This is a genomic window from Paraburkholderia sp. BL23I1N1 (assembly GCF_003610295.1).
Classification (GTDB): domain Bacteria; phylum Pseudomonadota; class Gammaproteobacteria; order Burkholderiales; family Burkholderiaceae; genus Paraburkholderia.
The window spans coordinates 4,800,258-4,815,598 of the sequence record NZ_RAPV01000001.1 but is presented as its reverse complement, the minus strand read 5'-3'; the positions used below and the strand labels follow the sequence as shown (position 1 = coordinate 4,815,598).

Below are 15,341 nucleotides of genomic sequence, written 5' to 3'. Positions count from 1 at the left end.
CCGGAAAGCGGCCAGTGGAATTCCGCTTCCCGGAAGCGACCAGTCGGCAGTGCGTCTCCCGACCCGATAGCTGCCATCGGCCTGGCCGCACCGAGCGCCCGGAAGCGGACGCTCATCCGGTCGAGTAGCGGATGGCTGCCAACCTATTCATCGTGAAGCCCCCGTCTGGTGACGCGTGCGGTCTGTACCGCGTTCAAAGCTGCGACCACCCGCCGTCAACCGGCAGTTCGGCACCGTTCGTGAAGGTCGCGTCGAACGCAAGGAATAGGACGGCCTTGGCGATTTCCTCCGACGTCCCGAAGCGCTTCATGGGAATAATGCCGACGGTGTGCCCCTTGACCTGTGTACGCATCTCTTCCGTAGGGAACACCTTTTCGAGGATGCCCGTGTCGATGGGGCCGGGCGACACCGCGTTTACGCGGATCTCCTGAGGAAGCAGCTCGGCGGCAAGCACCCGGGCGAATGACCGCAGTGCAGCCTTGGCGGCTCCGTATGTGGCTTGGCCCGGCAGTCCCTTGACGTTGGCGACGGAGGTCGTGAGAACGACAGCGCCTCCCCGATTGATCAGCGGCGCGAGCTTCTGGACCGCAAAAAAGGGGCCCTTGGCGTTCAGGTTGAACATCTCGTCGTAGACGGCCTCTGTCACGTTCGCGACAGGCGTTGGAATGCTGAACCCGGCGTTGACGAAAAGCAGGTCGATGGTGTCGAACTCGGCCTTTACCTGAGCGGCGAGGGCGTCGATGTCGGTCAACGACCGCGCGTCGCTCGAAACCACGATGGCGTTCTTTCCAATCTCTTTCTGCGCCGATTCCAGGCCGACCTTCGAGAGACCCGTCACCAGTACGCGCGCATCTCCATCGAGGAGCATCTTCGCCGTCGCGAGTCCCATGCCGCTCGTGCCGCCGATAATTACCACCTTTTTACCTTGATACCGTTTCATGTGTATTCTCCTTGCGAGGTTGGGGTTGTTTTTCGGATTTCGAACTGTTTGGTAAAAAAATAGACGTGATGGCCGTGTCAAGGAAATTCGAACTATTTAATTCAAAATACTGTAACCACTGGGTGGCTTCTGTTCTTTGCTCAAACTGCTGTTAATCCGCCATCGACCGGAAGATCGATACCGGCGATGAAGCTGCTTTCGTCCGAGGCAAGAAACAGCGCCGCGGCCGCGATCTCTTCCGGGCGGCCCAAGCGGTTGAGCGGGGTCATCGAAGTGATCTGCCTGCGGGCTTCGGCGGCGGCATGCTGAGAGGGGTATTGTTCGTTGAACATCGGCGTTTCGACGGCACCGGGGCTTAACACGTTGGTTCTGATGTTTCGATCTTTAAGCTCGCTGGTCCACGTCCGGGCCAGTGACCTCAGCGCCGCCTTGGTAGCGCTGTAGGTGCTGCGGCCCGGTAAGCCTTTGTTCTTTCCGGCGGACGCTACGAGGATGATGGAGGCTCCGTCGTTCAAGTGAGGCAGAGCCTTTTGAACGGTGAAATAAGTGCCGCGAGCGTTGGTGTTGAATGTATTGTCGAAATGCTCGGGCGTCGCGTCGGCTGTCGTCGCTTTTTCAACGAAGGCCGCGCTCGAAAAAATCACGTCGACCTTGCCCTTCTCCGCGACGGTTTCGTAGAAGCGGTCGAGGTCATCGAGCTTTGAGATGTCGGTCTTTACCCCGGTGACGTTCCTGCCGATCTCCGCGACGGCCTTTTCGAGTTCGGCCTGGCGGCGACCGGCGATGAAGACATAGGCCCCCTCTTCAACGAACCTTCTGGCTGTCGCGAGGCCAATACCGCTGGTGCCGCCCGTGATGACCGCAATCCTGTTTTTCAATAGTGACATTAAGGTTTCCTTCGCGTTTGAGCGCAGCGTCCGGTGGCTCTCGTAATCACTTAAGACAAGTTGACGACGGGGAGGTTGACGCCAGCGACGTTGACGATGGCCTGCCACGCGGCTTCTTGAGAAGCGCCATCGTGCAGGTGTGGGTGGCGCTGCGCCTCAATTGGGCCTGAGAACTTCCCTTCAGCCGAGGCGAAGAATTGCCCTGAGACGTCGGTTCCGAACTTCGAGGCCTGGATATACCGGCCCGCCGCCGTCTCCGGCGTCTGATTCATGCCGGGAATGAGGTTCGCGATTGGGATAAACAGACACTTCACGGCCAGGCTAGCTTGTCGCGAGACCTTAGTAGCGGTCGCCGCACCGGGCGAGACAGCGTACACGGCCATGCCGGAAGATAGCCGACGCGCCAGCGCCGCAGCCCACCAGGCAACGATGAGCTTCGCGTCGGCATACGCGTTGTTGGGCACGTACTTCACGTTCGGCCCGTTGCGAATCAGGGCTTCCATAGCAGCGGTCAGGTCGCCCTGGTGGTATTTGGCAGCGAATGCGTCCACGTCGGTGTAGCGGAACAGGGGTACGCCCCCTCGGGCAGGTTCCGCGCCGGCGATAACAATCCGCGCGTTGGGGCTCAGCAGGTTGGCGCGGAGCAACCCGACAGTCAATTGATGATGGCCAATGAGCGGGGCCTGAGAAGCCTCAACGCCCGCCGCAGTGATCACGCGCGCCTTGCCAGGGACCATCCCGGCATTGAGCAGCAGGAAATCAATCGGCTGCCCTCGCTTGACAAGCGTGGCGAGGGCGGACTGAACGCTGGCGGGCGTGTTCAGATCCAGCTCCAGCGGTGTGAAGATCTGTCTTTTGGTCTCCGCCGCAAGCTGTGCGGCCGTTTCCCGGGTTCGAGCCAGGCTGCGTCCGGTGATGATGATTTCACGCCAGCCCTCTCCGGCAAGAAGGCGGGCTGCAGCATGACCGAGCCCGGAGGTGGTGCCGGTTACGAGAGCGATCGAATGTTCCAAGGGCGTCTCCGTGGTAAAGGGTTAAGGTCGAGTCGTAAGGCCCCGCGAGGCTGGGACCAACTTGCTAATTTAGAACTATTCAGTTATATAATGGTGCATTAACAGGTGTCAAGGAATTTTAAACTAAATGGTTCATAATCTCCCTGTGCCGCGTGGACGGCCGCGCAGCTTCGACGAGATAGACGCGCTGGAAAAGGCGACCCAGGTTTTCTGGTCGAAAGGCTATGATGGCGTCACGATCGACGATCTTGTCGCCGGGATGGGCGTGGGACGGCCGAGCCTGTATGCCGTCTTCGGCGACAAGCGGACGATATTTTTGCGCGTCCTTAAGGCGTATGCAGAACGGAAGGGCGCAAGAGCCGCGAAGGCGCTCCTCTCGCCACAGAGTCTTCGCGACTCGGTCGCGGGCTTTTTGAGGTACGCCGTCGAAAGTGCGACCGAGAAAGGGTCTGCCCGGGGCTGCCTTATGGTGTGCGTCGCGCCGCTTGTGAACGACGCTGAGGTTCAGCGGTTCCTGCAGAGCGCGGTCGCTGGCGGCACGGCGCTAGTGGAGCGCCGTTTCCGGGACGGGATCAGCGCGGGAGAAATTGCATCTGACTTTCCCGTAGTCGCGCGCGCAACGCAAGTCACGGATTTTGCTCGTGGCCTGACCATGCGTGCGCAGATAGGCACGCCGCGCAAGACGCTCCTGAAAGATGCTGACGAAGCGGCCGACCTGGTGCTCTTGCCGCGGCGTGGAAACGCGGGGCCAGAAAGTTGACGCCGACGTCAAGGGGCGTTGCGGAGCAGTAGGCTTTGGTAGTTGCCGCTCCGCGCGCCCCTCAAACCCGATCAATCGTTTCCCGTTTCGGATAGGATGGATCACCTTGATCTGGAAATCGAAGCCCGTAAGCCAGTTGGCCCCAAGCGCGGTCCCTCTCGGGTGGCGATTCGCGGCAGCATGAGTTGACCATGCCCTCTCGAAATCGTTGCGCGCAATCTCGGCAACTGGAAACCGCGCGGCATCGCACGGCTTGTCTGTGACAACTCCGAATCACCTCAAGATGCTGTAGGTCGTACTGCAGAACGACTGCCGCGTCGTACACCTCCATCTGCCGCACTACGGTCTTCTTCGGGCTGACCTCGAAGTACCAGTCGGAAGCTCCCTACCAGGCCAATTCGTCACCTCGATCTTCGTCCAACGTCCGTTGTAGTGGTGCATGCTCGTGTCCGATGAGACTTCCAGGGTTCCGTGCAGGCTACTCCGAAGCGGCCCTTCACAACAGGCCGTTGTTGGCCGGGTTGAGGCAGTACCACCGGCAATTCGCCCGCCGGAAACCGGCCATTCAGCGAGGGCGGACGAGACCTTGGCTATTCAAATCGGATGGCGACCTCGACCGGCGGCTCGTGGCCGACTGCCGCCCGATGTGTGTCGCGGCGACGGGGACATGGTCAAGCCGGGCGCGTCGGTCAGAATTCGGTAGAGTCGAGATGTGGCGCGGTAGCGGTAGGCTCGGTTTGTCTGTTACCGCCTCTTTCGTCTGGCGGTGCCCCAATACCCTCGCCGTAACCCCGTTTCCACATCCCGCTCATCGAACCCAGCGTGCAGATCTCCCGCACTGGGCTCTCGGACAAGACATCACGCCTTCACACACGCCAGGCTACGCCCCCACGTGCGCTCAGACGTACGAGACCGAAGTACCCGTAGAGATGCGGGGATGGATAAGTCCCGCCCCTGCGACGTCTGAGCTTGTACTTGTTGCGTAGCCACCGGCGCAACCGCGTCGCGGTGTAGCTGTCGATTGCTCGGTATGCCCGGCTGACGCTTCCTACCTGGAAGTAGTTCGCCCAGCCGCGCAACGTGCGGTTCAACTTGCCCACCAACTCCGTGGTCTCTTGCCATACCGTCCTGAGGGCGGTCATTGCATGAATCTTTTCGACCATGCGCCGGATACTTTTCTTCGACGGCTTCATGCCCATACGGGCCTGACCAGTCGTTGCCGAGTACATCCGCCCAAACGTAAAACCCAGGAAGTCGAACTCACCTTCTGGCACCTTGCAGATTCGCGTCTTCTCCTCGTTGACCGTCAGCTTCAGCTTGCTCATGATCTCGCGCAGTTTCAGCAATGCTTCTTCAGCCTTGCCTCGCTTGCACAGGATCACGAGATCGTCTGCGTAGGTCACTATTCGACTGCCAAGACTGCGCTGAAGCCCGAGCTTCTTCCACGCCAGCACGAACCGGCGCATGTAAACATTCGCCAGCAGTGGTGAGATGGGGGAGCCTTGTGGAATCCCGCGCCGATTGTCTCGAGCCTCCGTCGTCCGTTTCTGCCGACCTCGGTCATCGGTTTCTTCAACGGGGCATTCCAGCCACATCCTGATCAGATGCAGCACACGCCGATCAACGATGCGTCGCGCGAGCGACAACATCAAATCGGCGTGCGGAATACTTCCAAAGTAGTCCGCGAGATCAGCGTCAACAACGTCCGTTTGCCCTCGATGCAACCGCTCCTCCACCTCGATCACCGCCTGCTGGGCATTGCGGCCCGCACGATAAGCGTACTGCTCCGGTGGAAGGTCCGCTTCGAAGATCGGTTCGAGCACCAGCATCGCTGCTGTCATGCACACCCGATCCCGCAGGGTCGAGATACCCAATGGCCTCAGCTTGCCGTTGGCCTTCGGGATAAACACTCTTCTGATAGGGTCCGGCCGGTAAGTCTCCTGCCTGAGCGCAAGCGCCAGTTCGCCGAGCCACTTCTGCACCCCGTACGCTTCGACCTCCGCGAAGTCCTGTCGATCGACACCCGGTGCGCCCTTGTTCGATCGACACTGTGCGTACGCATGCGCCAGCACATCCTCGCGATAGATCTTGTCGTACAGCGCGTAAAAGCGATACCCGGCTTCTGCCTTCGCTTTCGCGTGTAACGCCATCTGCAGCTTCTGAACACGAATCGGAGTTGATAGGTTGCCCAATCTCCACGTCCTCACTACGTATTGCGTCTGTCTTGAACTGAGGCCCCTTCCCTCCACCGGCATTACCCGGCTTCACCGGTACTACGGGCCTCTCCGTCATCCCAAGGCGCCCGGCCTGTCCCTCGCGGGCGTCCGGTTGGTCATCCCTGACCACGCCGAGGGACTTCCCGTGTTGCGTACGCTTTCCTTGTGTACATGCTGTCGCCACTACCCCGGCGCAGCGACTGGGCGTCCAGCCTGCTCATTCGCCCAGTCGTATCAGCCTTCCCCGATAGGGTTGCCGGGTCGGCCTGCGCATCGTCCTTTTCGAGGTTTGCTCGGCGTTCACTCGCGTTACGGCCTGCACACTCGCGCTGTCACCTATTCGTGACACGCATTACCAGAGGCTTCAGCCACTTCGTTACCTCCATGACTGCTCCAGTTGCTTCCGGCTGGAGCGGTTGCCGGGCGGGGCTTGCACCCGCTGGAAAACGCCGCCTTTTCACGGCGCACACCCAACGCGGACAACCGGTCGCCCTGTTGGTCGATGTCCCTTCTTTGAGTACAAGGGTCATTGAAGACTCCCGTCAGCCTCCGTTACGCCGCCAATTTCTTCGCTCGATTAACCGGAGCCTGGAGCAGAGACTACACCGGACAGTGTCCGGAACGATTATGCGAGATCAACGGTACGCACGAACTTCAGCAGTTGGTCGCTGACCTCGGCGGCGGCCTCATGTTGTACCCAATGCCCCACGTTATCGAGTTCGAGTCCTCCCACAAGGCCCGGTAAGCCGGCGCGAAGGTCGTCGATGCTAAGCGGATATAACTCTCTCAGACCGTCGGCCTTGCCCCAGATAAAAAACGACGGCTGAACGATCTTCGCGCCCTTCCACGGAGCGGACAGGACGAAATACGGCTCGGCCGCGCGGTAGTAATTCAATCCTCCGTGGAACCCGGTACGCTGAAATTCCGCGATGTTATACGCGACGTAGTCCGTGGACGCCCACGAAGGCAACGGTCCGGGAGCAGCGCGATAAAGGCTCCGAGCCGGATCCATTGGACTCCACTGCTGGCCGGCTGGCGCAGTGCCCGATGCCCAATACAGAATGCCGGGAATGGTCACCGCGGCGTTGGCCCAGATTTCGTCAGCGTCAGGCCGAATTTGCTCGAACATATAGAACTTGTCTTGGAGCCCCGCCCTTCGCATCCTGTCAAAAACACTGACGTCTCCGCGCGGCACGAAAGGGACACTGAGGCAGAATACCGCCGCGAATCGGTCCGGGCGCATCAACGCCGCGTTCCACGCATGCGTCGCACCCCAGTCATGACCGACGAGGATGGCGCGGGGAATCTCTAGGGCATCGAGCAGACCGATCAGGTCGCCTGTTGTGTGCAACGGCGTGTACAGGTTTGCGTCGGCCGGAGCCGAGCTTCGCCCGTAACCACGCATATCCGGGGCAATGGCCCGATATCCCGCCGACGCAATAGCCTTCATCTGCCCGCGCCACGTAAAGGAGGTGTCCGGAAAACCGTGGCAAAACAGCACGGCTGGCCCCTCCCCTTGCTCCGTCACGTGCAATGTAATGCCATTGGTTTCGATGTCGTATTGTTTGATGCCATCGCTGTTCGATGCGTTCATTTCATTCAACTCCTTTAATCGATGTGCAGGACCCTATGCGGGTCAGGATGTGTCCGTGATGGCTACGACAGTTCCTTCGCCTTGAGCCAGGACCGGATTGCCTGGACGAGTTCGGTCTTGTGTTCGAGTGGAAGCCAATGGCCTGCGCCCAGCGTCGCCACAGACAGAACCGTGCAGGCGTTTCGCATGGGCCCGCCAAGCGCGCTGCGGGTGATGTCGCAGATGCCATCGAATTCGCCGTTCACGAACAGCACGGGCTGGCTCAGGCGGCCGCTGTCGGGCGCAGTTCGAGCGTAGGCGATGTTGGCGTCATCGTTCAGATACCAGCTGTTACCCGGACGAAAACCGGTCACACGGAACGCATCAACCAGCGTGTCGAAATCAGCGGACGGCCAGAGCGCAGCGTCCCGCGTCACCGCCGGCGCGCGATGTGCCGACCCGAACCAGCCTCCATTGCGCGAGACCAGCGCAGAGCGATAGATCTGGCCGACGGATTTCGGGTCTCCAGACCGATAGATCGCCGCCAGTGACGACGCTATGTCGGCATTGAAGTCAGTCACGGTCTGATCGAAATGTGTGGAATAGAAGCGGTAGTAGTCCCATTGCCCGTCCAGATACTGGTCGGCGGGATAGAGCGTCCGATCGACCAAAGGCAGCAGACTGCGCAACCCGAAGCTCTCCGGCATATACGGAACGGAAACGAATACAACCGCTCGGCTACGCTTCGCGTGATGCGCAGCGAGCGCACCTGCCACCGGGCTTCCGAGGTCGTGGCCGACCCATATTGCCGGACTCGCGCCCAAGTGGTCATGGAGCTCGACCATGTCGTCAACGATCTCTTTGAGCGCGTAGGCATCGGGCGCACCTGGTGTCGACGAGCCGCCGTATCCGCGCATGTCCGGCGCAACGCAGCGCCAGCCCGCCGACGCGAAAGCCTCGATCTGCGCGCGCCACATCAGGCCGATCCCGGGCCAGCCGTGAAGGAAGATCATCAATGGCCCCTCCGCGGGTCCGGCCTCCCAATAGCGCGTGGAATGACGGGGTGAGGCGAAGGTGTGGGCGATCATGGCAGGAACATTCTCCGATGTACGGTCGTCCGGGAAGGACGTGGTCTTCGAATCCGATTTGCAGCGTGCATTCGCGAACGCAGCTTAACGCGCTTGCCACCCGCGTCGAGCGCGGCATTCTGCAAAAGACTAGGGCGAAACTATCATCAATCGCCATTCAGGATTACGACTATACTCCAGTTAAGATCCGGTGACCGAAGTGTTCATCACCGTCCCAGTCAATGAATTGAACGGAGCTTTCAAATGGCTTTTCGTAAATTTTTTATCGCAGGTGCGACTGGCGACACGGGCGGAGCAGCGACAACTGCCCTTTTGGCTGCAGGCGAACAGGTACGAACCCTCGTTCGACGCGAGGACGCCCGTTCAGAGCGGCTGCGCGCACAGGGCGTCGAGGTGCTGGTTGGCGATCTCTCGGATATCGACGACGTCGCACGCGCTCTTCACGGCATCTCATCGGCCTATTTCGTTTATCCGATCGAATCGGGCGGGATAGCGGCCAGCGCTTCGTTCGCACAGGCTGCCCGTGAGACCGGAATCGAATCCATTGTGAACATGTCGCAGATTTCGGCTCGCCGTGAAGCGAAAAGCCATGCCGCGCGAGACCATTGGATCTCGGAGCAGGTATTCGACTGGGCTGGCACGCCGGTCACGCATCTCCGTCCTACGTTCTTCGCTCAATGGCTGACCTACCCGGGTCAAGTCGCGAGCATCAAAAACGACGGGGTGTTGCGCCTGCCCTTTGTAACATACCTCGAAATACAGGCTCTGGGGCTGCCACAGAACATCTTGTCCGCGTTACTCACCCGTTCCACCCGCTCAGCGGGCGGCAACTTCTTTGTGTCGGTGAGCGCTATAACCGGTCTGGCCGACGTCTTCTGCTGCGCATCGACGACAAGAGTTATTGCTCCGTACCGCCGAAGTGGACCGATATGAGCGAGCCTGATCCCGAGATCTCTGTGGGACGAGAGCGCGCGTTGTTCACGGTCAGCGACTTGATGGATCTTGCGCTACTCGTGAGACGTCTTTCGTGCAGGCGTGCCGGGATCGGTACTTGACCGTAAAGAGATTTTTGCCGCAAATGTAAGATAATTAACGCCGCTGGACTCTAAGCCGCGTCTCAAATTGTGAACATAAAGCGGCTTTAATTATGGTTAAAACTGAACGTCCTTGAGCTTGACAAAGCCTGTGTCGCGGCATATTTTAATTACATTGAAATGCAACCATTTGGAGTGAATGTGCCGCCCAGTGAACGCAAGCGCTCGAAGACGGATGTCCTCGCGGAGGACGGCACGCTGAATCCAACGCCGTCGAACGTTCTCGATGCCAAGTTCCACGAGGGTGGATTCTTCGATCCCCATGACGCCGTGCAGGTCAAATATGAGATGTTGCGTCGCGTCTCTGTCGAGAAGGCCTCCATAACGCAGATCTCCGATGAATATGGTGTTTCGCGGCCAACCTTCTATCAGGCGCGAACGGACTTCGAGCAAGGAGGAATTGCAGGGCTGGTTCCGAGGAAACGAGGGCCGCATGGTCCGCACAAGATCCAGGGCGAGGTGTTGGCGTTCCTCAAGTTACAACACACGCCCGGAGAACCACTTCGGGCGCGCGAACTGGCAAAGCTGGTTCGCAAAGAATTTGGTCTGGATGTACACCCGAGAACGATCGAGCGAGCGTTCGGTGTAAAAAAAACGGTGGAATAGCGGGATGCTGTGCCTGGCCGTCGACCGTGTCGGCGCCGATCGCCGCGCAATACGAGGTGATGCGTTCCGCTGCTCTTGGCCAGGCCTTGCCTGTAGAAGCCCGGCGCGGACTCAGCGTCTTCCTTACGCGAGGGATGTGGGCGTGGGCACGCATGATGGTTCCGGGGCGTGCGCCGCCCGAACCAAATGTTACTCGGTCATCGCCGAACGCTCAGCCCATCGAGCGTCAAGGCTTTATCTACGTACTTGCAGGCATGGCTGTGACGGTCAATGAGCGGAGAACACCATGAACGCGTCCCTTAAAGTTCAGCCTCACCACCTCGAACGGAGCGCTTACATCTACGTCCGGCAGTCGTCGATGCGGCAAGTTCTCGAGAACGTCGAGAGCACAAAGCGACAATATGCCCTGCGTGGACGTGCGACGGCGCTCGGCTGGCGTGACGAGCAGATCGTCACCATCGATAGCGACCAAGGGGAGTCTGGAGCATCGGCATCCTGGCGGGAGGGGTTTCAACGATTGGTCACTGACGTGGGCATGGGCCGCGCAGGCATCGTCATGGGCCTGGAGGTGTCGCGCCTGGCCCGAAACAATGCTGACTGGCATCGACTTCTGGAAATCTGCGCGCTCGCTGATACGCTGATTCTCGACGAAGACGGGATATACGATCCAGCAAGCTTCAATGACCGGCTCCTGCTTGGGCTCAAAGGAACAATGAGTGAAGCGGAGCTTCATGTTCTCAAAGCGCGCCTACGAGGCGGCATTCTAAACAAGGTGAATCGAGGCGAGTATCGGTGCGTGCTACCGACCGGCTTCGTATATGACGACCTTGGCAACGTAGTGCTTGACCCAGATTCCCAGGTCCGGGAGACCATCACATACTTCTTTGAGACGTTCTTGCGAGTCGGCTCTGCCAGCCAGACAGTCAAGGTCTTCAAAAAGGAGGGCCTCCTGTTTCCATCCCGTATGCGCAACGCGAAGTTCCTGGTCTTCCAGCACCTCACTGCGTCGACGGCACTTCGCATGTTGAACAATCCGCGCTACGCAGGCGCTTACGCCTACGGCCGGAGGCACTATCGCAAACTCGCAGACGGGCGGAAAGTGCCAAGAAAGCGTGATCGCAATGACTGGCTTGCTTGCATTCCGGACGCCCATCCTGGATACATTACCTGGGAGCGGTATGAGCAGAACCTTGCTGTTCTGGAGACGAATGGTCGCGGGTATAAAGTCGCGCGGTCGTCGCCACCTCGCGAGGGAGCTGCTCTTCTGCAGGGCCGCGCCGTTTGCGGACGTTGTGGCCGGTATCTCCGGCTCCGATACGCCACGCGACGCGGACGACAGGAAGCCTGGTATGTCTGCGATCGAGCACAAGGCGCTCGTGGCGAACCTACCTGTCAGTCAATTGCCGGAGCGCCGATTGATGAAGCAGTTGGCGCATTGATCGTCGCGTCGATGACTCCGGCTGCCGTTGAGTTGGCATGGGAGATACGCAGGGAAATCGAAGCGCGTCACGATGAAGCCGATCGATTACGCCTGCGCGCTATCGAACGCGCCCGGTTCGATGCAGATCTTGCGCAACGACGCTTCATGCTGGTCGACCCAAGCAACCGACTGGTTGCCGACACACTGGAGCACGAATGGAACGACAAGCTGCGCATATTGGCCGACGCGAGAGAACAAAGGGAGCGTAGCCAGCAGCAGGAGCGTCTTATACTCGACGATGCGATCCGCGACCGGCTCATCGCAATGACAGCGGACTTCAAAACACTGTGGCGTGATTCATCGTTGGCGAATCGAGAGCGAAAGCGGCTGCTAGCCTACATCGTCGAGGACATCACACTGGTCAAACTTCCAGACGAAGGGACAACAAAGATTCACGTTCGCTTCAAGGCCGGCAAGACTGAAACGCTCACGGCACAGAATCCAAAAACATCTGCACAACAGGTCAAAACTCAGCCAGAGGTCCTCGAGCTCATCGACAAGCTTCTCGATGACCATACATGCTCTCAGATTGCGCAGCTCCTTAATGATCGGGGCATCCGTCCCGGCGGTTGCGTCCGTCCAGGTAAGAGCAACATTCGGTTCGACGCTCTGCGCGTCTCATACATCGCACAGCGGAACGGACTTCGATCCCGCCGCGAAAGACTGCGCGACCGCGGCATGCTCACAAAACTGGAGGCTGCGGCTCGACTCGGCATCCACGAAGCAACCCTCACCAGGTGGGTCGAATACGGCCTTGTCAAACGACACGCCTATAACGATTATGCGTTCCTCTATGAAGTCCCGGATTCCCAGCCGCCTGTGAAGCACAGCAGCAGATGGGATCGACTCACTGACCGCGCGACAGCGGCGCGAGGGAGCGCGGCATCCAAAACCTTCTGATCCGAGAAAAGGAGTTGTAGTATGAACCCAGTTAGTTGGCGATGGGCGCCATGCGCCGATTGCAGCCGAGGATCAGGGCCGCGTGATTGCCGCCATCCTTCGCGATCCGGCACCGCACGCGGGCAAGGTATATCCGCTGTACGGGCCGGTCGAAATGAATCACCATGAGATTGCGGCAGAGATCAGCAAGGCGTTGGGTAGGACGGTGACGTATCAGCCGGTCGATCTTGACCTGTTCAAAAAACGCCTCGACACCGACGCAAAATTTAGCGACACCTTCGCGCAGCATCTACTTTCGGTTGCCGTCGATTACCAGGAAGGCATCTTCGCCGGTACTAATTCCTTCATCGAGGAATTGACCGGCACGCCGCCAATGACGGTACAGGCGTTTATCAGGAAGCACGCGGCACGGTTCGCCTGACCGCGATTCCACAGCAGAGAAGACGAATAAACAGGAGCTTGTCATGCAGTCCTCCCACATCGATGCAGCCAGTGAGATCGCGACCGAGGAATACCTCGCCAATCCCGTATGGATCGCTCTGAGCGAAGCGCCTCTGTCCTTCGTCGAGCGCCGCGAAGGCGGTGCCCGGTATCGCCCGGAATTTGCACCGTTCGGGGCCGCGCAGAATTACTCGGCGCAAAGCGTCTCGCAAGTTGCAGCGATGCTCCAGCCGGGACAGCGCCTATCATTTTTCACTGCGGCCAAGCCGAACTTGCCGTCTGGCTTCGACGTCGTGCGCGAGGCTGTCGCCAATCAGATGGTTGCCGCCAACAGGTTCACCGTATCGTCCGACGAGCGGATCGTGCGACTCGGCGTCGACGACACACCTGATATGCTCCGACTCGCCGAGCTAACGGAACCCGGACCATTCAACGCCCGAACCAACGAACTAGGTCACTTCTTTGGCATCAGGGAGGGCGGCCAGCTGGTGGCGATGGCGGGCGAACGAATGACTGCCGGGAAGTACGTCGAAATTAGCGCCGTATGCACGCACCCGGAATGGCGTGGCCGAGGGCTGGGCCGGCTGTTGATGGACCATCTGTCGGCAACAATCCAGGAACGCGACAGAGTGCCGTTCCTTCACGTGTTCACCAATAATCTTTCCGCCGTTCGTCTGTATCGGGAGCTCGGCTTTCGCATTGCCAGGACTTTGCAACTGACGGCAATTGTGAGGTCATCGGGCGACGTGAGCTAACCGCTGCTGCGGGAGCCCCGGGCGAACTGAAGTTGACTCACAGCACAATACATCTTTGAGACTGAAAAATGGGGCACTCACAAGCTGACAAACTGGCCACGCATCAGCGGATTGTGCAGGTCGCCGCATGTCGTTTCCGCGAGCGTGGCATTGATGGGATCAGTGTCGGCGACATCATGAAAGAAGCTGGCTTGACTGTTGGCGGCTTCTACAAGCATTTCGAGTCACGCGATACGCTTGTGACCGAGGCTTTCATCATGGCGCTGCAGGACATCGACCATTTTCGGGCCGCGCTCAAGACGGAGCCTGAGCGCGCAATAAGCACATATGTGTCGGAAAGCCATCGGAGCAACCTCGGCAGAGGTTGCCCAATTTCAGCGTTAGTCAACGACGTACCGCGCGCACCCGAAGCAACCCGCGAGGCATTCACTGAACGTGTCAGTGAGATCATCGCTTCGCTCGCACAATCTTTGCCGGATACAGAAGACGCCCATGCTAAAGCGGTAATGGTCTTCAGCACCTGCGTGGGTTCAATAGCGCTCGCTCGCGCCGTGAATGATCCGAGTCTGTCGAACAGGATAATCGAAGGAGCGCTGGCGGAGATGCTCAAGATGTACGAATGATGTCGATCAGCGGAAAAAGATAACTCGCTGGCTTCGACCATAAGCCGGTTGATGGAGCAGAGCGGACGCTCGAATGTCTGCGCGGATCAGCGGCTGGAGGGCCGCAGTTGGCCGGTCTGTGCCTTTTGGCGATTGGCGGCACGCGACCCCGAGCCGTCATCCGCGTCACCATGTCAACAACAACCGCTTTCCAATTCCGAACGGACATTCGTTCGCATCACGTCTGCCGATACAGGTGCTCGGGGTCGGTGGGTCGTTAGCGGCTATGATGCGTTCGTTCAGAATCACTAACTGAATCTCAATCAGATCCCCGCATGCGTTTGGCGATGCGCGTGGCTGCTGTGACTTTGTCATGACGCGCCGCTATTTAAACTTGATGAGATCCTTGAATATCAGTTGACCCCAGCTATTTCCGCGCGCGTGTACCAGCAGCCCACCTTCCGAAAGCCCGCCGAGGTTGATTGGCGCGAAACCGAGTTTTTCCGCAAGCGCACCAACCTCCGCTGCGGCGCCGTCATCGTCGCTCGCCAGGAACACGACTCTCCTGCCACCGTGTACGGCCGGGTCCTGGTCAAGGACGGCAGCGACCAAATGGTTGAAGCCTTTCACCAGCCTGGCTCCGGTGAACGCCTTCGCGACGAAAACTGAGGACGGGAGACCGTCCAGCTCCTCAAGCGGGGCTAACGTGTTCATCGCGTCGATGATGGTCTTTCCTTTCCAGTTCGGCAGCGCTTTCGCGACCTCCGCGTGCGACTCGAAACGGACAGCTAAAAAGATGGTGTCTGCCTTGAGGGCTTCCGCCAGGGTTTTGGGAATGATTCCGGGTCCGATCGCGGCGGCATCGGACGCAAAGTTTTCCGGGTCGCGCGTGGTTGCAACGGATACTTCGATACCGCTGCGGGCAAACGCCTTGGCAAGCGCGTGGCCGATCTTGCCGAAGCCGATGATTGCGTAGCTCATATGTT

14 protein-coding genes and 1 pseudogene are annotated in these 15,341 nt (G+C 59.3%); 8 read left to right on the top strand and 7 right to left on the bottom strand.

The window, feature by feature from the left end; genetic code table 11:
• Positions 1-193: 193 nt before the first annotated feature.
• The 3 genes from B0G76_RS22510 to B0G76_RS22500 form a co-directional block, all read right to left on the bottom strand.
• Complete coding sequence (locus tag B0G76_RS22510) at positions 194-940, bottom strand: SDR family oxidoreductase (protein ID WP_120294497.1); 747 nt, start codon at positions 938-940, stop codon at positions 194-196.
• 140 nt (positions 941-1,080) lie between these two features.
• Positions 1,081-1,827 (bottom strand): SDR family NAD(P)-dependent oxidoreductase, encoded by a 747-nt coding sequence (locus B0G76_RS22505; protein WP_120294496.1) that lies wholly within the window; start codon positions 1,825-1,827, stop codon positions 1,081-1,083.
• Between the two features lie 50 nt (positions 1,828-1,877).
• Entirely contained in the window at positions 1,878-2,840 is a 963-nt protein-coding gene (locus B0G76_RS22500; RefSeq protein WP_120294495.1) for an SDR family NAD(P)-dependent oxidoreductase, read from the bottom strand.
• A gap of 127 nt (positions 2,841-2,967) precedes the next feature.
• On the opposite strand from B0G76_RS22500, the gene B0G76_RS22495 reads away from it, so the two are divergent.
• Positions 2,968-3,600 carry a TetR/AcrR family transcriptional regulator gene (locus B0G76_RS22495; RefSeq protein ID WP_120294494.1) on the top strand — a complete coding sequence of 211 codons (633 nt, stop codon included), beginning with the start codon at positions 2,968-2,970 and terminating at the stop codon, positions 3,598-3,600.
• Positions 3,601-4,466: 866 nt separating this feature from the next.
• Here B0G76_RS22495 and ltrA read toward each other — a convergent pair.
• The 3 genes from ltrA to B0G76_RS22470 form a co-directional block, all read right to left on the bottom strand.
• Positions 4,467-5,855 (bottom strand): group II intron reverse transcriptase/maturase, encoded by a 1,389-nt coding sequence (ltrA, locus tag B0G76_RS22485; RefSeq protein WP_106286491.1) that lies wholly within the window; start codon positions 5,853-5,855, stop codon positions 4,467-4,469.
• Positions 5,856-6,441: 586 nt separating this feature from the next.
• The gene (locus B0G76_RS22475; protein WP_120294493.1) at positions 6,442-7,410 is read right to left on the bottom strand and encodes an alpha/beta fold hydrolase; all 969 of its coding nucleotides are present in this window, start codon (positions 7,408-7,410) and stop codon (positions 6,442-6,444) included.
• Between the two features lie 62 nt (positions 7,411-7,472).
• A complete protein-coding gene (locus B0G76_RS22470) occupies positions 7,473-8,402 on the bottom strand; it encodes an alpha/beta hydrolase (protein WP_259460676.1) in 930 nt (309 codons plus the stop codon).
• Positions 8,403-8,720: 318 nt separating this feature from the next.
• Here B0G76_RS22470 and B0G76_RS22465 point away from each other — a divergent pair, with 318 nt between their 5' ends.
• The 7 genes and pseudogenes from B0G76_RS22465 (at position 8,721) to B0G76_RS22440 (ending at position 14,376) form a co-directional block, all read left to right on the top strand.
• Positions 8,721-9,410, top strand: a complete 690-nt coding sequence (locus B0G76_RS22465) for an NAD(P)H-binding protein (protein WP_120294491.1) — start codon at positions 8,721-8,723, stop codon at positions 9,408-9,410.
• A pseudogene (locus B0G76_RS44885) lies at positions 9,332-9,532 on the top strand (DUF5372 family protein); the annotation flags it as partial. The gene B0G76_RS22465 and the pseudogene B0G76_RS44885, both read left to right, overlap by 79 nt.
• A 180-nt stretch (positions 9,533-9,712) precedes the next feature.
• Positions 9,713-10,177 (top strand): helix-turn-helix domain-containing protein, encoded by a 465-nt coding sequence (locus B0G76_RS22460; RefSeq protein ID WP_120296684.1) that lies wholly within the window; start codon positions 9,713-9,715, stop codon positions 10,175-10,177.
• A gap of 286 nt (positions 10,178-10,463) precedes the next feature.
• Positions 10,464-12,557 carry a recombinase family protein gene (locus tag B0G76_RS22455; protein WP_120294490.1) on the top strand — a complete coding sequence of 698 codons (2,094 nt, stop codon included), beginning with the start codon at positions 10,464-10,466 and terminating at the stop codon, positions 12,555-12,557.
• A gap of 82 nt (positions 12,558-12,639) precedes the next feature.
• Positions 12,640-12,978 carry a hypothetical protein gene (locus tag B0G76_RS22450; protein WP_120294489.1) on the top strand — a complete coding sequence of 113 codons (339 nt, stop codon included), beginning with the start codon at positions 12,640-12,642 and terminating at the stop codon, positions 12,976-12,978.
• A 43-nt stretch (positions 12,979-13,021) separates the two neighbouring features.
• A complete protein-coding gene (locus B0G76_RS22445; protein ID WP_120294488.1) occupies positions 13,022-13,753 on the top strand; it encodes a GNAT family N-acetyltransferase in 732 nt (243 codons plus the stop codon).
• A gap of 68 nt (positions 13,754-13,821) precedes the next feature.
• Positions 13,822-14,376 carry a TetR/AcrR family transcriptional regulator gene (locus B0G76_RS22440; protein ID WP_120294487.1) on the top strand — a complete coding sequence of 185 codons (555 nt, stop codon included), beginning with the start codon at positions 13,822-13,824 and terminating at the stop codon, positions 14,374-14,376.
• A 363-nt stretch (positions 14,377-14,739) separates the two neighbouring features.
• Here the strand turns inward: B0G76_RS22440 and B0G76_RS22435 are convergent, their stop codons facing one another.
• Positions 14,740-15,336, bottom strand: a complete 597-nt coding sequence (locus B0G76_RS22435) for an NADPH-dependent F420 reductase (protein ID WP_120294486.1) — start codon at positions 15,334-15,336, stop codon at positions 14,740-14,742.
• Positions 15,337-15,341: the final 5 nt, after the last annotated feature.